At 49.3% G+C, this 19,705-nt stretch carries 17 protein-coding genes; 8 read left to right on the top strand and 9 right to left on the bottom strand.

Annotation, left to right across the window (positions count from 1 at the left end; genetic code table 11):
- Window positions 1–8 precede the first annotated feature (8 nt).
- The 4 genes from Q0502_RS18385 to Q0502_RS18370 form a co-directional block, all read right to left on the bottom strand.
- A complete protein-coding gene (locus Q0502_RS18385; RefSeq protein WP_298653937.1) occupies window positions 9–1,235 on the bottom strand; it encodes an NADP-dependent isocitrate dehydrogenase in 1,227 nt (408 codons plus the stop codon).
- A 4-nt stretch (window positions 1,236–1,239) separates the two neighbouring features.
- Window positions 1,240–2,595: a citrate synthase gene (locus Q0502_RS18380; RefSeq protein ID WP_298653935.1), complete on the bottom strand. Its 1,356-nt coding sequence runs from the start codon at window positions 2,593–2,595 to the stop codon at window positions 1,240–1,242.
- 100 nt (window positions 2,596–2,695) lie between these two features.
- Window positions 2,696–3,952: an NADP-dependent isocitrate dehydrogenase gene (icd, locus tag Q0502_RS18375; RefSeq protein ID WP_298654014.1), complete on the bottom strand. Its 1,257-nt coding sequence runs from the start codon at window positions 3,950–3,952 to the stop codon at window positions 2,696–2,698.
- A gap of 94 nt (window positions 3,953–4,046) precedes the next feature.
- Window positions 4,047–6,302, bottom strand: a complete 2,256-nt coding sequence (locus tag Q0502_RS18370; RefSeq protein WP_298653933.1) for an aconitate hydratase — start codon at window positions 6,300–6,302, stop codon at window positions 4,047–4,049.
- Window positions 6,303–6,597: 295 nt separating this feature from the next.
- On the opposite strand from Q0502_RS18370, the gene Q0502_RS18365 reads away from it, so the two are divergent.
- The 8 genes from Q0502_RS18365 (at window position 6,598) to Q0502_RS18330 (ending at window position 13,896) form a co-directional block, all read left to right on the top strand.
- Window positions 6,598–7,023, top strand: a complete 426-nt coding sequence (locus Q0502_RS18365; protein WP_298653931.1) for a SoxR reducing system RseC family protein — start codon at window positions 6,598–6,600, stop codon at window positions 7,021–7,023.
- Window positions 7,024–7,180: 157 nt separating this feature from the next.
- Window positions 7,181–8,050 carry a Fe-S cluster domain-containing protein gene (locus Q0502_RS18360; protein ID WP_298653929.1) on the top strand — a complete coding sequence of 290 codons (870 nt, stop codon included), beginning with the start codon at window positions 7,181–7,183 and terminating at the stop codon, window positions 8,048–8,050.
- 17 nt (window positions 8,051–8,067) lie between these two features.
- Window positions 8,068–9,399 carry an electron transport complex subunit RsxC gene (rsxC, locus tag Q0502_RS18355; RefSeq protein WP_298653927.1) on the top strand — a complete coding sequence of 444 codons (1,332 nt, stop codon included), beginning with the start codon at window positions 8,068–8,070 and terminating at the stop codon, window positions 9,397–9,399.
- Window positions 9,400–9,419: 20 nt separating this feature from the next.
- Entirely contained in the window at window positions 9,420–10,385 is a 966-nt protein-coding gene (locus tag Q0502_RS18350; protein WP_298653926.1) for an RnfABCDGE type electron transport complex subunit D, read from the top strand.
- The gene (locus Q0502_RS18345; RefSeq protein ID WP_298653924.1) at window positions 10,378–11,103 is read left to right on the top strand and encodes an RnfABCDGE type electron transport complex subunit G; all 726 of its coding nucleotides are present in this window, start codon (window positions 10,378–10,380) and stop codon (window positions 11,101–11,103) included. Before Q0502_RS18350 ends, Q0502_RS18345 begins: the two co-directional genes overlap by 8 nt.
- Complete coding sequence (locus Q0502_RS18340; protein WP_298653922.1) at window positions 11,096–11,695, top strand: electron transport complex subunit E; 600 nt, start codon at window positions 11,096–11,098, stop codon at window positions 11,693–11,695. The genes Q0502_RS18345 and Q0502_RS18340 overlap by 8 nt, the downstream gene beginning before the upstream one ends.
- Before the next feature lie 12 nt (window positions 11,696–11,707).
- On the top strand, window positions 11,708–12,292 hold the full coding sequence (gene rsxA / locus Q0502_RS18335) for an electron transport complex subunit RsxA (RefSeq protein WP_298653920.1): 585 nt from the start codon (window positions 11,708–11,710) through the stop codon (window positions 12,290–12,292).
- A 146-nt stretch (window positions 12,293–12,438) separates the two neighbouring features.
- Complete coding sequence (locus tag Q0502_RS18330) at window positions 12,439–13,896, top strand: DUF6600 domain-containing protein (protein ID WP_298653918.1); 1,458 nt, start codon at window positions 12,439–12,441, stop codon at window positions 13,894–13,896.
- Window positions 13,897–13,968: 72 nt separating this feature from the next.
- Here the strand turns inward: Q0502_RS18330 and Q0502_RS18325 are convergent, their stop codons facing one another.
- The 5 genes from Q0502_RS18325 to lpxD form a co-directional block, all read right to left on the bottom strand.
- Entirely contained in the window at window positions 13,969–14,844 is an 876-nt protein-coding gene (locus Q0502_RS18325; protein WP_298653917.1) for a carbon-nitrogen hydrolase, read from the bottom strand.
- A 125-nt stretch (window positions 14,845–14,969) separates the two neighbouring features.
- A complete protein-coding gene (locus tag Q0502_RS18320) occupies window positions 14,970–15,992 on the bottom strand; it encodes an agmatine deiminase family protein (protein WP_298653915.1) in 1,023 nt (340 codons plus the stop codon).
- Window positions 15,993–15,995: 3 nt separating this feature from the next.
- The gene (lpxA, locus tag Q0502_RS18315; protein ID WP_298653913.1) at window positions 15,996–16,784 is read right to left on the bottom strand and encodes an acyl-ACP--UDP-N-acetylglucosamine O-acyltransferase; all 789 of its coding nucleotides are present in this window, start codon (window positions 16,782–16,784) and stop codon (window positions 15,996–15,998) included.
- An 18-nt stretch (window positions 16,785–16,802) separates the two neighbouring features.
- Window positions 16,803–18,185 (bottom strand): bifunctional UDP-3-O-[3-hydroxymyristoyl] N-acetylglucosamine deacetylase/3-hydroxyacyl-ACP dehydratase, encoded by a 1,383-nt coding sequence (locus Q0502_RS18310; RefSeq protein WP_298653910.1) that lies wholly within the window; start codon window positions 18,183–18,185, stop codon window positions 16,803–16,805.
- Window positions 18,186–18,355: 170 nt separating this feature from the next.
- Window positions 18,356–19,402 (bottom strand): UDP-3-O-(3-hydroxymyristoyl)glucosamine N-acyltransferase, encoded by a 1,047-nt coding sequence (lpxD, locus tag Q0502_RS18305; protein ID WP_298653908.1) that lies wholly within the window; start codon window positions 19,400–19,402, stop codon window positions 18,356–18,358.
- Window positions 19,403–19,705 lie beyond the last annotated feature (303 nt).

Below are 19,705 nucleotides of genomic sequence, written 5' to 3'. Positions count from 1 at the left end.
GATACTTCTCAGTGAGTTAATTTGGCATCTAAATTACGTTTCAACGCGTGCAGGAACTCCTGCGTAGTGAGGTACGTATCGCGTGATGCATCATTTCCATAGACCAGAAGTGCCAGATCTTTGGTCATCCTACCACCTTCCACGGTCTCTATACATACCTGTTCCAGCTTCTCACAGAAGTCGATAAGCGGCTGATTACCATCGAGCCGGCCCCGGTGCGCCAGTCCGCGTGTCCATGCGAAGATAGAGGCGATGGGGTTGGTACTGGTCTCTTTACCCTGCTGATGCTGACGGTAGTGCCGTGTTACCGTCCCGTGTGCCGCTTCGGCTTCTACCGTCAGGCCGTCGGGCGTAACCAGTACGGAGGACATCATCCCCAATGAACCGAATCCCTGTGCTACCGTATCTGACTGTACATCACCGTCATAATTCTTACATGCCCACACAAATCCGCCACTCCACTTCATAGCCGACGCCACCATATCGTCGATCAACCGGTGTTCGTAAGTGATGCCGGCTTTCTGGAATTCGGTTTTGAATTCATTCTCATACACCTCCTGGAAGATATCCTTGAAGCGTCCATCATAGGCTTTCAGGATAGTGTTCTTGGTGGACATATAGAGCGGGTATTTTTTGGTCAGCGCCATCTGGAAGGATGAGCGGGCAAATCCGTAGATAGATTCGTCGGTGTTGTACATCGCCATGGCCACACCGTCGCCGTTGAAGTCGTATACCTCCCAGCTCTGCGTTTCACCCTCTTCATTGGTGAACGTAAGGCGAAGCGTCCCTTTCCCCTTAATCACCTTATCGGTGGCGCGGTACTGGTCTCCAAAGGCATGACGGCCGATAACGATCGGCTCGGTCCATCCCTGTACATAACGGGGAATATTGCTGCAGATGATCGGTTCCCGGAATACAGTCCCACCCACGATATTACGGATAGTTCCGTTGGGAGACTTCCACATCTGCTTCAGTCCGAATTCCTTCACACGCGCCTCGTCGGGCGTGATAGTGGCACACTTGATCCCTACATTGTATTTTTTGATGGCTTCGGCAGCCTCTACCGTCACACGGTCCTCCGTTGCATCGCGATGTTGTATACTGAGGTCGTAATATTTAATATCCAGGTCGAGATAGGGTAAGATCAACTGTTCTTTGATGAACGACCAGATGATACGGGTCATCTCATCGCCATCCAGCTCAACGACAGGATTATTTACTTTTATTTTTTGCATTCAATTATCTTTGATTCATCGGGACAAAGGATTGTTTTTCACGCACATTCTTGTATGCGGGACGGATCAGGCGCTTGCTGGCGAAATTCATCTCCTCGATCCGGTGAGCCGACCAGCCCACAATACGGGCCATCGCGAAGAGTGGTGTGAATACTTCCGACGGCAATCCGATGGCATCGTATACAAACCCTGAATAGAAGTCGACATTGATACAGGTCCGGGCTTTGGCCGTACTTTTTTTGAAACCGAGAAACACCTCCACGGCACGCTCCTCTATCAACTCCATAAAGGCGAATTCATCTTCACGTCCTTTCTCTTTGGCCAGGTCGCGCGCCATCTCTTTCAACAATATGGCGCGCGGGTCGCTCACGGTGTAAACAGCATGACCAATCCCATAGATAAGTCCGGTACGGTCGTACGCCTCTTTTTTCAGTATCTTCATCAGATAGTCGTCCACCTGCTGCGGGCTCGTCCAGTCTTTCACATTTTTCTTCATATCTTCCAGCATACCCTGCACCTTGATGTTGGCTCCTCCGTGGAGAGGCCCTTTCAATGAACCGATACCGGCTGCAATGGCAGAATAAGTGTCCGTTTCGGTCGAACTGGTGACCCGTACCGAGAAGGTGGAGTTATTTCCTCCTCCATGTTCCGCATGAAGGATCAGCGCCAGGTCGAGAATCTTCACATCGAGCTCGGTATAATTGTCCCGCCCTTTCACCATAAAAAGGAAGTTTTCGGCCACGGAACAGTCTTCATGGGGAAGGCGCACATGTAACGATCGTCCCTCGTGATCGTGCCGCAGCACCTGGTAAGCATAGGCGATGATAGTAGGGAACTTAGCAATCAGATTAATAGACTGGTTCACAAGATTATCGGCAGAGATATCATCCGGGGTTTCATCGTAGATATACAACTCCAGCACACTCCTTGCCAGAATATTCATGACGTCTTTACCTTTCAGTGAGAGGATGCTCATAGTTGCGTTATGGTTCAGGGGCATGGTCTGTGCGATCAGTCGTTTCATGGCCTCCAGTTCCTCCCTGTTGGGCAGGCTGCCCGACAGGAGTAGAAAAGTGGTCTCCTCGAAACCCAAACGGTTTTCCCGCTGTATGCCTTTCACCAACTCCTCCACATCCATTCCGCGATAGTAGAGTTTGCCGGGAATGGGAGTCAATGTGCCGTCCTCCTGGCGTTCGTAACCCACGACATCTCCTACACGGGTAAGCCCGGCGAGCACTCCCGAATGATCTTCATTACGAAGGCCGCGCTTCACACCCATCTTAGTAAAAAGTTCCTTGTCGATATTGCTTGTGAAGGCAACGGAGTCCGACAATGTTTTCCTCAATTGTTCATTATCCATAGTGATATATTTTGTTTTTATTCTTAAATGGCGACAGATAATGGTATTCCTGTCTTTTTAACATTCTCTTACCTCTTTTTGTTTACAAAAGCGAGCCTTTTTATAAATTTTCAATCACTTTGCGGGAAAAATCGGATGTCGACAAGGGTTTGCCGTTTTCCATAAACCGCGCCAGATCGGAAGTTCCGTACCCGTTTTCAAAGAGTGTCTCCAGTGCATGGGTAATCAGGTTACCGGCTTCCTGCCATCCCATATACTCCAGCATCATTACAGCCGAGAGCAGCATGGAACAGGGGTTTGCCTTGTCTTTTCCTACAATATCGGGCGCTGTTCCGTGGGTCGCCTCAAAAATGGCATGCCCCGTATGGTAATTGATATTGGCGCCCGGTGCTATACCGATGCCGCCCACCATGGCCGCCAGCTGGTCGGAAATATAATCGCCGTTCAGATTAAGGGTTGCGATCACGGAATACTCTTCCGGTTTAAGGAGAGTATTCTGAAGGAACGCATCGGCAATCACATCCTTAATAAAAACCTTTCCCGATTCAACGGCAAGATTGTAAGCTTCCACCGCTCTTTCGAGGCCCCGTTCAGCCTTTATCTTATTAAAACTATGTTCAGTAAATGTCTGGTCGGGAAATTCCCGCTCGGCAAGGGCATAGCCCCATTTCTTGAAACCGCCTTCGGTAAATTTCATGATGTTGCCTTTGTGTACCAGGGTCACCGAAGGCAGCCCGTGCTTCAGGGCATACTCGATAGCCGCCCGCACCAACCTCTCCGTTCCCTCCACAGAGACAGGCTTGACGCCGATAGAGGTAGTCTCCGGAAACCGGATCTTCCCTACGCCCATCTCCTCCTGCAGGAATTTCAATACTTTCTTCAACTCCGGTGTGCCGGCAGCCCACTCTATGCCGGCATAGATATCCTCCGTATTCTCGCGGAAAATAGTGACATGCACCTTTTCAGGATGCAATAAAGGTGTCGCCACTCCCCGGAACCATCGCACGGGACGAAGGCATACATAGAGGTCTAATTCCTGGCGCAGCGCCACATTGAGTGAGCGTATCCCCTCGCCTACCGGTGTGGTGAGCGGCCCTTTTATTCCCACCAGGCAGGTGCGGAACACCTCCATCGTCTCCTTTGGCAGCCAGCTCCCCACTTCATTGAAAGCTTTTTCGCCTGCAAGCACCTCTTTCCACTCAATTTTCCGTTTCCCTCGGTATGTTTTGTCGACAGCCCTGTCGACAATCCTCTGTACATGAGGGGTGATTTCTTTGCCTATCCCGTCGCCCTCAATATAAGGTATGACCGGATGACCGGGCACGGCAAGCCGGCCGTCCTGGCGGGTTATATACATGAAAGGGGCATCCAAGTTATCAGATCCTGAGTCATGAGTATCGCGGGTTTCATACACCATACCGTAGAAAATCGTATAAAATGAAGATCAAGATTTATTTATTCATGGCATTCAGGGCACTTCCTGCTCTGAACCACTCTATTTGTTGTGTATTATAAGTGTGGGCAGCTTCAAAAGTATTTTTCGTGCCGTCGGCATGAAGCAGTTCCACAGTCAGGGTTCTGCCGGGAGCGAAATCCTTCAGCCCTTTTACGCTGATCTTGTCCCTCTCCTGCACCTTATCGTAATCCTCTTTATTCACAAAGGTGAGCGCCAACATACCTTGTTTCTTCAGATTGGTCTCATGAATCCGGGCAAACGATTTGACCAGGATCACCTTCACGTTCAGATGGCGCGGCTCCATGGCGGCATGCTCACGGCTCGACCCTTCCCCGTAGTTCTCCTCGGCAACCACCACCGACCCTACCCCCCCGGCCTTGAACTTCCTGGCCAGTACCGGCACGGGGGAATAGCCCATGGTACCGGGATCGAGTACGGCGTTGGTTTCGTTATTGAAAGCGTTCACCGCCCCGATCAGCATGTTATCGGAAATATTGTCGAGATGACCGCGGAAGCGAAGCCACGGCCCGGCCATGGAAATATGGTCGGTAGTGCATTTTCCTTTCACTTTAATGAGCAGTGGCAGCCCTATATAGTCCTCGCCATTCCATGCAGGGAAAGGGTCCAGTTTTTGCAGCCGTTTCGAATCGGGATCGATGGTTACCTGCACGTTCCTTCCGTCTTCCGAGGGCGCCAGGTATCCCGCATCTTTCACATCGTAACCGCCGGGCGGCATTTCGAATCCAGTCGGTTCGGCCAGTTTCACCTGCTCCCCTTTATAATTTTCGAGCGTATCCGTCAACGGGTTGAAGCAGAGATCGCCGGCAATGGTGAGCGCGGCCACCAGTTCGGGCGATGTCACAAACGCATGTGTATTGGGATTGCCGTCGTTCCGCTTGGCGAAATTACGGTTGAACGAAGTAACGATGGAATTAACGCGGTCCTTCACATCATCATCACGCTTCCACTGACCGATACAGGGGCCGCAGGCATTGGCGATAATGGTGGCTCCGGCATCCTCAAACACCTGCAGGATCCCGTCGCGTTCCGCCGTATACCGGATCTGCTCCGAGCCGGGGTTGATCAGGAACTGCGCTTTCACGGGCACTCCCTCCTCACGCACCTGTTTCACAATGGAAACCGCCCGGGTAAGATCTTCATACGATGAGTTGGTACATGAACCGATCAATCCCACCTCCATTTTTCGCGGATAGTTATTCTCTTTCACCGTCTTGCCGAATTCCGAAATGGTATAGGCCGCATCGGGGGTAAACGGCCCGTTGATATGCGGTTCCAGGGTAGAAAGGTCTATTTCGATCAGTTGGTCATAATATTGTCCGGGCCGGGCAACCACTTCCGGATCGGGCTGCAGGTGCTCCCTGATCTTACGCGCCTCGTCGGCCACCTCTTTCCTGCCCGTACTTTCCAGATAGGCCGCTGATTTTTCGTCGAACGGGAAAATGGAGGTAGTAGCCCCCACTTCGGCTCCCATATTACAAATGGTACCTTTCCCTGTGGCCGAAAGCGATTCCGCTCCCTCGCCGAAATATTCGATAACGGCATTGGTACCCCCTTTCACAGTGAGAATACCTGCCACTTTCAGTATCACATCCTTGGGGGCGCTCCATCCCGACAATCTCCCTGTAAGCTTCACACCGATCAACTTCGGCATCTTCAGTTCCCAGGGCAGGCAGGCCATCACATCCACCGCGTCGGCGCCGCCCACGCCAATGGCGATCATACCCAGCCCGCCCGCGTTGGGCGTATGCGAGTCGGTACCCACCATCATTCCGCCGGGGAAAGCGTAGTTTTCGAGCACTACCTGGTGAATGATCCCGGCGCCGGGTTTCCAGAAACCGATCCCATATTTATTGGAGACATCACGAAGGAACTCGTATACCTCCCTGTTGGTTATGTTGGCAGTCTCCAGATCGGTATCGGCATCCTTATAGGCCTGTATCAAATGGTCACAGTGCACAGTGGAAGGTACCGCTACGCTGGTCCGTCCGGAATTCATCAGTTGCAGCAGCGCCATCTGCGCTGTGGCATCCTGCATCGCCACGCGATCGGGAGCAAAATCCACATAATCGTTTGCACGCTGGTAATCCTTTACCGGAACCCCGGACCAGAGATGCGCAAAAAGGATCTTTTCGGTCAGAGTCAAAGGCCGCTGTAAGATATCTTTTGCCTGCCTGATTTTTTCAGGAAGATGATTATAAACCATTCGAATCATGTCAATGTCAAAACCCATAAGGATAGAGTATTAAATATGTTACTTTTTAAATTCGCCGTTCTGCACCGCTATTCAGCTTTTTAACAAATATCTTTCCGTAAATGTTCGGCTGATTCAGCGAAACTTATTGCGGTTATATTATAAATAAAATCTATACTTCGCACCGAGATATCAGAATGAAAAATCGAATACCGAATACTTCAATCGTTTCTTAACGTCTGAACCATGAGTAAGTTCAAAAAACTTTTACTTATCACGAAAATAATCTTAACTTTGTACTTAAATTACATGTGAGAGAGTAAGGGATTATTTCATGATCGAACACGAAGGAATCATTGAGAAAATCAGCGGCAATCAGGTAACCGTACGTATCCTGCAACAATCGGCCTGCAGTGCGTGTCATGCCCACGGGACCTGCATGGCTGCCGACTCGAAAGAGAAGCTGATCGAAATAGCTGACTTTTCCGGCCGGTTCCGTGAAAACGAACGGGTGATTATCGAAGCAAAAGAGTCAATGGGCCACAAAGCTGTTGTCTGGGCGTTTGTTCTTCCGCTGATTATCCTCATTTTAACGCTTATTTTCACTCTATCGTTGTGGAATTTCAATGAAACGGAGGCGGCAATCAGTGCTATGGGCGCTCTCATTCCCTACTACCTGATGCTTTATCTTCTGAGAAAAAAAATGGCAAACTCGTTTCAATTCGGTATAAAAAAGGTGATTGGGTGGGAAGATGATTAGATGAACTAATTTGATGATGTGACGATGAGATGATGTGACGATGATTGATCAAGTGGTTAAGTAATATCACAAATCTCAATTCCCAAACCAAAGATCCCAAACTTTTCACTTTTAGCTTTTAGTTTGAAACTTTTTACTATAATCATAAAATGAAAATATGAGTGTATTACTTACGGCCGTGGTAACTTTAGGTGTGATCGGCGCCGGTAGCGCCGCCATATTGTACCTGATAGGACAAAAATTCAAGGTAGAGGAAGATCCTCGCATACAGGAGGTTCAGGATGCCTTGCCCGCTGCCAACTGTGGCGGCTGCGGATTTCCCGGATGCGCGTCGTTCGCATCGGCTTGCGTGAAAGCTGAAACGCTGGAAGGGCTCAACTGCCCCGTAGGAGGCCAGACGACCATGGATAAGGTAGCGTCGATCCTGGGGCAAGCAGCTCCGGTAGCGGTAAAAAAGATAGCGGTGGTGCGCTGTAGCGGGACATGCGAACATCGTCCCCGTACCAACCTATATGACGGAATTTCCAACTGTACCATCGCCGCTGTACTTTATGGCGGTGACACCGGATGCTCTTTCGGCTGTCTCGGCCTGGGCGACTGTGTGGAATCCTGTGCGTTCGACGCCATTCACATCAATCCGGAGACCATGCTCCCCGAAGTGGTGGAAGATAAATGTACCGCTTGTGGCGCCTGCGTGAAAGCATGCCCGAAAGATATCATCGAGCTGCGTAAACAGGGTCCCAAATCGCGGCGTATCTATGTGAGTTGCGTGAATGAAGAAAAAGGAGGCGTAGCCCGGAAGTCGTGCGAAGTAGCATGTATCGGATGCAGCAAATGCCAGCAGGTCTGTCCGTTTGAAGCCATCACCATTGAAAATAACCTGGCTTATATTATTGACGACAAATGCCGGCTCTGCCGTAAATGCGTGCCGGTCTGCCCCACCAATTCCATCCTGGAGTTGAATTTCCCGCCCCGGAAAGAGAAACCGGAGTTGCCCAAAGGGGAAAAAGCTACAGTTGACGCATAAGATTAAGGATAGTATATATGTTAAAAACTTTCAGAATTGGCGGTATTCACCCGAAAGAACAGAAAATATCTGCCGGAAACGCAATACAATCCATTGCTACTCCCGATCAGGTGATCATTCCGCTTGCCCAGCACATCGGCGCTCCCTGCCAGCCTGTGGTAAAAAAAGGAGACGCCGTGAAGGTCGGTACCCTCATCGGCAAGACCGTGGGATTTGTCTCGGCCAATATTCACTCTTCCGTGTCGGGTACCGTTGTGAAAATCGACAAAGCGATCGATGCAAGCGGCTACCGGCGTGATGCCGTGATCATCAAAGTGGAAGGCGATGAGTGGGAAGAGTCAATCGACCGCTCACCCGACCTGAAAAAAGAGTGCCGGCTCTCATCCAAAGAGATCCTCGACAAAATTGCCGCCGCCGGTATTGTCGGCATGGGTGGTGCCACTTTTCCCACGCACGTAAAACTGACGCCTCCTCCGGGCTCCAAGCCCGAAATACTGATTATCAACGGAGTAGAGTGCGAGCCCTGGCTCACCTCCGATCACCGGCTGATGATGGAGAAAACGGAGGAGATCATAGTGGGGATCACCATCGTGATGGAAGCATTGAATGTGGATAAAGCCATTATCGGTATTGAAAACAACAAGAAAGACGCCATTGAGAAATTCGGGAAATATGCGAAGGCATACCCCAACATCAGCGTAGAGGCCCTGAAGGTACAGTATCCCCAGGGAGGGGAAAAACAGCTGATCGACGCCCTGACCGGACGCCAGGTTCCGAGCGGCGCCCTGCCCATTTCAGTGGGTGCGGTGGTACAAAACGTAGGAACTATTCTGGCTGCCTATGAGGCGGTACAGAAGAACAAGCCCCTGGTTGAACGGGTAGTGACCGTCACCGGAAAGGATGTGAAACAGCCCTGTAACATCCTTTCACGCATAGGTATTCCTGTGGGCAACCTGATCGAGGCTGCCGGCGGACTGCCGGACACCACCGGAAAGATCGTCAGCGGCGGCCCCATGATGGGAAAAGCGCTGGCAAGCACCGACGTACCGGTGACCAAAGGAACTTCGGGTATATTGCTTATTCCCACGCTAGAGGCAAAACGGAAGGCGATGAAGGATTGTATCCGTTGCGCTAAATGTGTAAGTGTGTGCCCCATGGGCCTGAACCCTACCCTACTGATGAACCTGACGGAGTTTGAAGTATGGGACAGGGCGGAAAATAACCGTATCACCGATTGTATTGAATGCGGTTCATGCAGTTACACCTGTCCCGCCGACCGGCCGCTGCTCGATTATATCCGGCTGGGAAAAAGCAGAGTGAACACAATCATCAGGACAAGAAAGAATTAACGCGTAGAGTAACTTTAAATATGGAAAACAAACTGGTTGTCTCCCCTTCACCTCATATACACAGCGGAGACACGATTCAAAAAAATATGTACGGGGTGCTTATCGCGCTCATTCCGGCGTTTTTGGTTGCTTTGTACGTCTTCCGGCTGGATGCACTGATCATTACCGCTTTGGCTGTGCTTTTTTGCGTGGGATTTGAATATCTCATCGTAAAATATATGATGAAGAAAACGCCCACCGTGCTCGACGGTTCGGCCATCATCACCGGCGTACTGCTGGCATTCAACGTACCGTCAAACCTGCCCGTCTGGATTCTGGCACTGGGGTGCCTGTTCGCTATCGGCGTGGTAAAGCTCTCTTTCGGAGGATTGGGGAATAACATCTTTAACCCGGCCATCGCGGGACGTATCTTCCTGCTGATCTCATTCCCGGCACAGATGACCGTCTGGCCGGCACCGGAAACCGCCTTCACGATCGATGCCGTCAGTTCGGCGACCATACTCGGCAACCTGAAACTGAATCCGGAACTGCTGCCCTCTTTACAGACCATGTTTTTGGGTACCGAAGCCGGCTCCCTGGGAGAAATGAGCGCACTGGCACTGCTTCTCGGCTTAGGATGGTTGCTCTGGAAGAAAATCATCACATGGCATATCCCCATTTCTATCATGGCGACCGTCGCCATCTTCACGGGAATACTTTACATCTTTAATCCCATCCCGCTCTACAACCCGCTGATCCACCTCTTTTCGGGAGGATTAATGCTGGGTGCGGTCTTCATGGCGACCGACTATGTAACATCGCCCATGACAAAAAAGGGAATGCTTATTTACGGTGTAGGCATCGGCTTTATCACCATCGCCATCCGCCTTTGGGGAGCCTATCCCGAAGGGGTTTCATTCGCGATCCTGCTGATGAATGCCTTTACGCCACTTATCAATAATTACACAACGCCAAAACGATTCGGGGAGGTAGTGAAACATGGCTAAATTAGAATCAACCTTCAAAAATATGTTCCTGTCGCTATCGCTGATATGCCTGACGGTAGCCGTATTGCTGGCCCAAGTGAACAAAATGACGGCAAAGCCGATAGCAGATGCCAAAGCGATGAAATTGCAGAACGCCATCAGCGAAGTGGTGCCCGCGTTTGATAACGACCCGATCGCCGAAGCATTCCTGATGCCGGACGGACAGGGGGACTCACTGCTGGTTTACCCTGCAAAGAAAGGGGATGAGATCGTGGGTTATGCACTGAACAGTTTCTCCACCAACGGATTCAGCGGAAATATACAGATCATGGTAGGCTTCGATATGGAACACAGGATCGTGAATTACTCGGTACTGCAACATGGTGAGACACCGGGACTGGGTTCGAAGATGTCAGAGTGGTTCAGGGATGCAGCCAAACCCTCGCAGTCGATCATCGGACGAGACCTGTCGAAAGGAGCCTTGGCCGTTTCGAATGACGGAGGAAATGTGGATGCCATTACCGCATCGACCATCACCTCGAGGGCATTTCTCGAAGCGATCAACAGGGCTTACGCTGCCTACTCGGGAAATATGGATGCGACAAGCGGAGCTACCCAATCTGAAAGCGACACTACCGGAACCACCCAATCAGGCAGCGTAACAAACATTTCCGGGGAAACAAATGACAATGATGAACAGGATATAACATCACAGGAGGGAGGAAACGACAATGAATGACAACCTGAAAGTGCTGATCAACGGCATTATTAAAGAAAACCCTATTTTTGTATTGCTTTTAGGGATGTGCCCCACACTGGCAACTACCAGTTCCGCCATCAACGGTATGAGCATGGGACTGGCAACCATGTTTGTATTGATCTGCTCCAACGCGGTGATCTCGATGCTGAAAAACCTGATCCCCGACATGGTACGCATTCCGGCTTACATTGTGGTGATCGCCACCTTCGTGACCATTATCGAAATGATGATGAACGCTTATGTACCGGCACTGGCCGACAGTTTAGGTATCTTCATTCCTTTGATTGTAGTGAACTGTATCGTGCTGGGACGCGCTGAGTCGTTCGCTTCGAAGAACAGTGTGATCTCATCGGTTTTCGACGGGATAGGCATCGGACTGGGATTTACCTTCGCACTCTCACTATTGGGTGCTGTACGTGAATTACTGGGCACCGGACAGATATTCTCACTGAACATCTACCCCGAACAGTTCGGCTCATTGATATTTGTATTGGCGCCGGGCGCTTTCATCGTGCTGGGATACCTGATCGCCATTTTTAACAAGCTTCAGAAGAAGGAAGGAACAAACTAACCCTCAAGGATTATGGAAATTATCGGAATCATTATCGTTGCCATATTTGTAAACAACGTGGTGCTGGCCCAGTTCCTGGGCATCTGCCCGTTCCTGGGTGTATCGAAGAAAGTGGATACGGCTATCGGCATGGGACTGGCTGTCACGTTTGTACTGACTATCGCTACCATCGTCACATTCCTTCTGCAGAAAGGTATTCTGGAACCTTCCGGGTTGGGATACCTGCAAACCATCTCCTTTATCCTGGTGATTGCCGCATTAGTGCAGATGGTGGAGATCGTACTCAAAAAAATATCACCGGCGCTTTACCAGGCGCTGGGAGTGTTCCTGCCGCTGATCACCACCAACTGTGTGATCCTGGGAGTGGCGATTCTGGTGATACAGAAGGATTATAACCTGTTGGAGTCGGTTATCTACGCCGTAGCTACCGCCATAGGTTACGCCATGGCATTGATCATTTTTTCAAGTATCCGCGAGCAACTGGCGCTCACCAAAGTTCCCAGATCAATGAAAGGAATACCCCTTGCGCTGATCACAGCCGGCATCATGGCCATGGCATTTATGGGATTCTCAGGGATCGATCAGGTGTTTAAATAAAAGTGAATAGGGGGTTAGGTCGGAAGGGAGTCAGGTAAAACCCGATCTTTTCAGGTTTCCCATTGAGAATGTTAAACCATTCTATAAAAAGGATGTCATATTGCTAAAGAAAAGAAATGAAGTTACATCCTTTAATAACTACGGATATGAAAGCTTTAAGACACCCCCTCGTCCTGATGGTAATTGCACTGGTATTCTGGTCATGCGGGACCTCCCGGAGTTATCTCTATTCCCAGGGATACGATGATGGCTATTACGAAGATGAATACTATTATGACGATTACGCCGGAAGCGACATCTCGTTCAATGTATTTTACAATGAGCTGAGGCCTCACGGGCGATGGATCAACGACCGCACATACGGTCGCATCTGGATCCCCAATGTAGGGAGAGACTTTCATCCGTATGCCACTAACGGATACTGGGTAATGACCGATTACGGAAACACCTGGGTGTCAAACTTCTCGTGGGGCTGGGCTCCTTTCCATTACGGGCGCTGGTACTACGACGACTACTACGGCTGGGCCTGGGTTCCCGGCTACGAATGGGCACCCGCATGGGTGACATGGAGAAGCGGCGGCGGTTATTACGGATGGGCGCCCATGGATCCCCGGATAAGCATCAATATTTATGTGAATATGCCTACCAGCTACTGGACTTTCCTGCCTTCCAGATATATGTATAACAGCAATATGCACAGGTATTATAACAGGTACAGCCCTACTATTTATAACAGGACGACCATCATCAATAACACCTACATATACAACGATAACCGTTACTACAGCGGCCCGAGCGCCAGGGACTACGAACGTGAAACAGGAAGAAAAACTACGGTACGCCGACTCGAAAGCAACAATAATCGCTCCGGCAGGGCGACAAGGGTCAGCGGCAACGCAGTAAGCGTGTATCGTCCCGATGCAACCAGCAGCAGAACCAATACGAGATCTTCCGTAAGCGGCAGGAGCACAGACAGAAGTACTACCGGCAGCGGAACTGTCAGGAACAGCAACAGCAATACAAGGGTTTCGGAAGGGACAACTTCGCGGAGCGGAACATCTACAAACCGTAACGCAACGGGAAGATCCTCTGAAAGCACCCCAAGAGGCAGTTCATCCAATAGCAGCACCACGGTTACACCGTCAAGTTCCACCAGAAATAACAGCAGTACGACGGTCAGGTCACAAAACTCTTCGGGAAGCAATGACAGGAGTACTACCGTAAGATCTCAGGAGAATTCCTCCGGCAGGAGCAACAGCAGTTCGGTAACCGATACGCGAAGCAGTTCATCCGACACCAGGAGCACCACGGTTACACCGCAAAGTCCCACCAGAAGTAACAGCAGTAGTACAACGGTCAGATCACAAAACTCCTCCGGAAGCAGTAGTAGAAGTACGACAGCGAGTCCGCAACAAAGTTCTTCGAATAACAGAAACGAGACTACGACAAGATCGAGTTCCGGCTCCTCAAGAAGCAATAACGAAAGTACTACGGTAAGGTCGAGCTCCGGTTCCTCGAGTAGGAACAACAGCAGCACAACCACTTCGTCTTCAAGGAGCAGCAGTGAAAACAGCAGCTCCGGCAGATCTTCCGGACGCAGATAATTAATTCGAAAAATAAGGTATAAAAAAAGGTCGCTCATAATCGGGCGGCCTTTATCTATTCGTCAAAAAAAATCAGTCGATCCAGCGTTTGGTCAATTTTCCGTATTCATCGATACGGCGATCCCGGAAAAAAGGCCACCAACGGCGCACATTCTCGGTACGCACCTTGTCGATCTCAATCATATGGACAACTTCTTCACGGTCGGCAGCACGATATAGAAATTCTCCCTGCGGCCCGCACACAAAACTGTTCCCCCAGAAATGAATACCATTGGTGAGTCCCGACGGGTCGGGTTCAAAGCCGGTACGGTTTACGGCAATAACGGGTAAACCGTTAGCTACGGCATGTCCCCGCTGCAGGGTGACCCACGCATCGAGTTGTCGTTGTTTTTCCTCCTCAGGATCGGTAGATTCCCAGCCGATAGCGGTAGGATAAATCAGCAGTTCCGCTCCGGCCAGCGCCATCAGGCGCGCCGCTTCGGGGTACCATTGATCCCAGCAGACCAATACTCCCAACTTTCCCACCGATGTTTCAATGGGATGAAAACCCAAATCGCCGGGGGTAAAGTAAAATTTCTCATAATACGCCGGATCGTCAGGGATGTGCATTTTCCGGTATTTTCCGGCAATGGTTCCGTCTCTCTCAATCACTACTGCCGTATTATGGTAAAGGCCGGAAGCGCGCTTCTCAAACAGGGAAAGCACTATGACCAGCCCCAGTTCTTCTGCCAGCCGGCCGAAGGAATCGGTGGACGGGCCAGGAATAGATTCCGCCTGGTCGAACACAGCCGTATCTTCCGTTTGACAAAAATAGAGACCGTTATGCAACTCCTGCATCACAATCAACTCTGCTCCATCTTTAGCAAGCTGTCTGATTTTTTGCTGTAAGCGCTTTACGTTTTCTTCCCTGTCGGACGTATTGGCTTGTTGAATGATTCCTACTTTCATATTTTTAGAATTTAGAATAAAGAACAAAGAACCAAGACGGAATTAGTAATTGGCAGATTGGCGATTAAATAAATCGTCAAATCGACATATCTTCAAATCATTAAATCGATTACCTCCACTTTCCATCAGAGAAATCCAATAGGCAACTGCATAGTTACGCAGTGCAGGGAACCGTGTTGACGGATAAGCGGTCGGCAATCGATACCGACTATTTCCCGGTCCGGGAATGCTTTCTGCAATTGTCTTTTTGCAATCTCATCTTTTTCCGTGCCGTAGAACGGGAGCAGCACCGCACCGTTGATAATGAGAAAATTAGCATAGGTAGCGGGCAGGCGTTCTCCATCGTGGTAGACGGCATCGGCCATAGGTAAATCAACCAGGCGATAGGACCGGCCGTCGTATGCAACAAACGATTCCAATTCCTTTTCCATTGCTTTCAGTTCGTCATAATGCTCGTCCTCGGGATCGTCGCATTTCACATAGGCAATGGTACGTTCCTCACAAAAGCGGGCAAGCGTATCGATATGACTGTCGGTATCATCTCCCGCCAGAAAGCCGTGACGGAGCCATAGAATACGTTCGGCGCCCAGGGCATGCTTCAGATAATTTCCGATCTCATCTTGCGTCATCGGCTGATTGCGGTTGGGAGATAAGAGGCACTCCGTAGTAGTAAGTATCGTCCCTTTTCCGTCCGATTCTATCGATCCTCCTTCAAGAATGAAATTCAAACGGTTCAGGTAGACAACCTCAGGCCGCAAAACGGCTTTTTCGAAAAGCTTGCCTGTAATCAGGTTATCACGGTTGGCAGCGAATTTCAATCCCCATCCGTTGAAACCGAAATCTGAAATTGTGGGTTTATTATCTACAAAGAGTGAAATCGCCCCGTGGTCCCGCGCCCACGTATCATTACTCTCTATCTCCACACAGAGGAGGTTTTCCCGCTCATCCCCGGAAAAATATTTTTCTACTTCACCGGTATCCCGGCACACAACCAGCAACTTTTCCCTCCGGAGTATCTCTTTCGATAGAGCCACATAACAGGCGGTTACTTCTTCCAGAGACTCTGCCCAGTCGGTATTCCGATGCGGCCAGGTGACCTGAACAGCGCTCTGCGGATACCATTCGGCCGGAAAAATAATACCAGGCATGTTCTACCCCTCCATATTACCGCGTACGATGCCGCGGCTTGAAGAACGGATAAACTCCAGGATATCATTACGATCGTCCGTTTCAGGCAGTTCATTTTCGATCCGTTCCGTTGCCTGCGTAACATTGAACCCAGATTGGTACAGATAACGGTATATTTCCTGGATAGAGTTGATGCGCTCACTGGTAAAACCTCTGCGTCGCAGTCCCACCACATTGAGTCCCACATAAATGATCGGTTCACGTCCGACCATCACATACGGGGGAATATCCTTGGGAACCTTGGCGCCACCCTGTATCATCACATGAGCGCCAACTCTGGTGAACTGGTGTACCAGCGAACCACCACTGATAATCGCATAATCATCAATCTCCACTTCGCCTGCCAGCTGGGTAGCATTACCCAGAATTATATGATCGTTGAGCACACAATCGTGCGCCACATGACTATACGCCATAATCAGGCAGTCGGCCCCTACTTTTGTGAATCCTTTCGAGGCGGTGCCTCTGTTCACGGTGGCGCATTCGCGTATGGTGGTGTTGTCTCCGATAATCGCTTCTGTATCTTCACCCCGGAACTTAAGGTCCTGCGGGATGCCGGCTACTGTAGCGTGAGGGAAGATGGTACAGTTTTTTCCGATACGTGCCCCGTACAGCACCGTCGCATGTGTCATCACACGAGTACCCTCTCCTATTTCCGTATTGCGATCGACATACGCAAAAGGCTCTATAATTACATTTTCCCCGAGTTTAGCCTCAGGGTGCACATAAGCTAAAGATGAAACACTGTTCATATATCCGGTCGGTTTATCTTATTTGTTTTTGATGATCTGTGCCGTAAGATCGGCTTCGGAAACTACTTTGTCCCCAAGAAATGCCAGTCCCCGCATGGTAGCAATGCCCCTGCGCATTTCGCTGGTGAGCTCTACCCTGAAGAGAATGGTGTCCCCCGGAACCACTTTATGGCGGAATTTCACATTATCAATCTTGAGAAAATAGGTAGAATATCTCTCCGGCTCATCTAATCCGGCAAGGACGAGCAGTCCTCCCGTCTGAGCCATCGCTTCTACCTGCAATACCCCCGGCATCACCGGTTCCTGAGGAAAATGTCCGACAAAAAAAGGTTCATTGGTAGTAATATTTTTCACGCCCACAATAAACTTGTCCGTCATCTGTATAATTTTATCTACCATCAGGAAAGGATAACGGTGAGGTAACAATTCGCGGATGCGGTTGTTGTCCATGACTGGCTCTTTGGTCACATCGTATACGGGGGGTTGCACCTCATTGAGTTTGATATCTTTGCGGATCATCCGTGCCAGTTGATTGTTGATCTTGTGACCGGGTCGCATGGCAATAAGGCGCCCCATGATAGGTTTCCCGATGAGCGCCATATCGCCGATAATGTCAAGCAGTTTGTGGCGCGCCGGCTCATTGGGGAACATCAGTTTACGATTGTTCAGATAGCCCAACTCATCAGCGTTGTGGTGAGGAACATTCAATTCATCAGCGATATTATCCAATTCTTTCTGTGATAATTTCCTCTCATAAATTACGATCGCATTATCCAGATTTCCTCCTTTGATAAGGCCTGCCTTGCGTAATTGCTGGATCTCGCGTACAAATACAAAAGTACGTGAAGGAGCGATCTCCGTCTCATAATCGGTGACGGTATCCAACGAAGCCGATTGATTGGGTATATATTGCGATTCAAACTCTATGAAGGAGTTGATACAAAACGAATCGTCAGGCAGCAGTGTCAGTTTCGAGCCGGTCTCCGGATCGGATACTTCTATCTTCTTGCGTACAACATAAAAGTCTTTGTCTTTATCCTGTTCCTGAACACCCGCTTTCCGGATCGCTTTCACATATTCGATTGCGCTCCCGTCAAGAATGGGAAATTCGGACGCATTTACTTCGATCAGGCAATTATCTATTCCAAGGGCAAACAGTGCGGAAAGCCCGTGTTCGATGGTACTTACGGTTGCATCACCTTTAGCGATCACTGTCCCGCGTTGCGTATTCACTACATTTTCGGCCAACGCCTCAATCACCGGTTGATCTTCGAGGTCAATTCTCTTTATTTTATATCCATGGTCTACAGGTGCGGGATTGAAAGTAACTACGATATCCAATCCGGTGTGGAGACCTACGCCGCTTAATGTGAAGCTGCTTTGTAATGTTTTCTGTTTCACCTTATATTTAATTTATTTCTCATTTCTCCTATTTATGTGCAAAGATAACATCAACTTAACGATTTTACCCCATTACCGTGGAATAAAATGCATATTTACTCACATGACCAGTTGCACAGATTCTTTCCGAATTTGTGAAATGTATACCAATTTCTTAACGGAAACGTTGTTTAATCACCGGCGGCGAGCTTCTTTTTGAGTTCAAGAAGTTCTTTTTCCAAGGCATTCAGCTGCCGGTACATGTCAGGTAGCTTGGGCAAAAGGATGCTTGACCTGAAAAAACTTTTCACTGGCATGGCCGGAGAGCCTATGACCTCCGATCCCTCTTCAGTATTGCTGATGATGCCGGACTGTGCCCCGATCCGGCTGTTTTTCCCGATAGTGATATGTCCGCCAATACCTACCTGCCCGCCAAACACGCAATTTTCACCGATCTTGGTGGAACCGGCGATCCCTACCTGGGCAGCCATAGCCGTATGCTCACCAATTTCACAATTGTGGGCTATCTGTATAAGATTATCAAGTTTTACTCCACGGCGGATTACAGTGGAGCCCATCACGGCACGGTCAATAGCAGTATTGGCCCCGATCTCCACATCATCTTCAATGAGCACATTTCCCAACTGGGGAATTTTATGGTACACCTCCTCCTCTTTGGAAAAGCCAAACCCGTCTGCACCGATCACCGCACCCGAATGTATGATACAATTGTCACCTATCGCGCAACCGTGATAAATCTTTACCCCGGGATAGATGATTGTATTTTTCCCGATCTTCACGTTCTCTCCTATGTAGGATTGCGGGTAGATCTTGCTGTCATCCCCTATCTCCACGTAGTCGCCGATGTAGGCGAATGTCCCTACGTAGACCTGTTCTCCAATCTTCGCGGTAGGTGCTACAAAACTCATTGTATCGATTCCGCTCTTCCGGGGAATACTCTTATTTACCATCTCCATCAACGATGCCAATGCCGCATAAGCATTAGGCACTTTTATGAGGGTGGCACGAATAGGTTTCTCGGGCTCGAAGTCATTATTTACGAGCACAATATCGGCCTCTGTCTTATAAATATAAGGTGTGTATTTCGGGTTGGCCAGAAAAGTGATGGTTCCTGCTTTCCCCTCCTCAATCTTCGAAAAATTGGAAACTTCTACTTCCGGATTGCCGACTATCTCACCTTTCAGGAAAGCGGCTATTTGTTTTGCAGTGAAGGTCATTTAATATAACTATTTTATTTTCATTCTGTTGAAACTCAATGCCGATAGCATGTTCATCACTTTCCCATTCAGATATCACAGCAATGGGGAGTCAAAGAATTATCAACAATCTCTTTACTTATATTTTGAGACGCAAATTAACAACTATTTTTTTATCCGATCACAAATAAATTCATAATATACATTAAACAAAGCAGAATCTAAATTTGCGTAATTCAAATTTAAGTGATAATTTTGCACTCACTTTTGCGGGATGTAGCTCAGTCCGGTTTAGAGTACTCGTCTGGGGGGCGAGTGGTCGCT

It is taken from the genome of uncultured Proteiniphilum sp., from assembly GCF_937873925.1.
Lineage (GTDB): Bacteria > Bacteroidota > Bacteroidia > Bacteroidales > Dysgonomonadaceae > Proteiniphilum.
This window is presented reverse-complemented; position numbering and strand designations above follow the sequence as displayed.

Bases quoted from the DNA above. Each gene is read 5' to 3' on its own strand.
- Q0502_RS18385 (WP_298653937.1), bottom strand. From the start codon at position 1,235: ATGCAAAAAATAAAAGTAAATAATCCTGTCGTTGAGCTGGATGGCGAT.
- Q0502_RS18380 (WP_298653935.1), bottom strand. From the start codon at position 2,595: ATGGATAATGAACAATTGAGGAAAACATTGTCGGACTCCGTTGCCTTC.
- icd (WP_298654014.1), bottom strand. From the start codon at position 3,952: ATGTATATAACCCGCCAGGACGGCCGGCTTGCCGTGCCCGGTCATCCG.
- Q0502_RS18370 (WP_298653933.1), bottom strand. From the start codon at position 6,302: ATGGGTTTTGACATTGACATGATTCGAATGGTTTATAATCATCTTCCT.
- Q0502_RS18365 (WP_298653931.1), top strand. From the start codon at position 6,598: ATGATCGAACACGAAGGAATCATTGAGAAAATCAGCGGCAATCAGGTA.
- Q0502_RS18360 (WP_298653929.1), top strand. From the start codon at position 7,181: ATGAGTGTATTACTTACGGCCGTGGTAACTTTAGGTGTGATCGGCGCC.
- rsxC (WP_298653927.1), top strand. From the start codon at position 8,068: ATGTTAAAAACTTTCAGAATTGGCGGTATTCACCCGAAAGAACAGAAA.
- Q0502_RS18350 (WP_298653926.1), top strand. From the start codon at position 9,420: ATGGAAAACAAACTGGTTGTCTCCCCTTCACCTCATATACACAGCGGA.
- Q0502_RS18345 (WP_298653924.1), top strand. From the start codon at position 10,378: ATGGCTAAATTAGAATCAACCTTCAAAAATATGTTCCTGTCGCTATCG.
- Q0502_RS18340 (WP_298653922.1), top strand. From the start codon at position 11,096: ATGAATGACAACCTGAAAGTGCTGATCAACGGCATTATTAAAGAAAAC.
- rsxA (WP_298653920.1), top strand. From the start codon at position 11,708: ATGGAAATTATCGGAATCATTATCGTTGCCATATTTGTAAACAACGTG.
- Q0502_RS18330 (WP_298653918.1), top strand. From the start codon at position 12,439: ATGAAAGCTTTAAGACACCCCCTCGTCCTGATGGTAATTGCACTGGTA.
- Q0502_RS18325 (WP_298653917.1), bottom strand. From the start codon at position 14,844: ATGAAAGTAGGAATCATTCAACAAGCCAATACGTCCGACAGGGAAGAA.
- Q0502_RS18320 (WP_298653915.1), bottom strand. From the start codon at position 15,992: ATGCCTGGTATTATTTTTCCGGCCGAATGGTATCCGCAGAGCGCTGTT.
- lpxA (WP_298653913.1), bottom strand. From the start codon at position 16,784: ATGAACAGTGTTTCATCTTTAGCTTATGTGCACCCTGAGGCTAAACTC.
- lpxD (WP_298653908.1), bottom strand. From the start codon at position 19,402: ATGACCTTCACTGCAAAACAAATAGCCGCTTTCCTGAAAGGTGAGATA.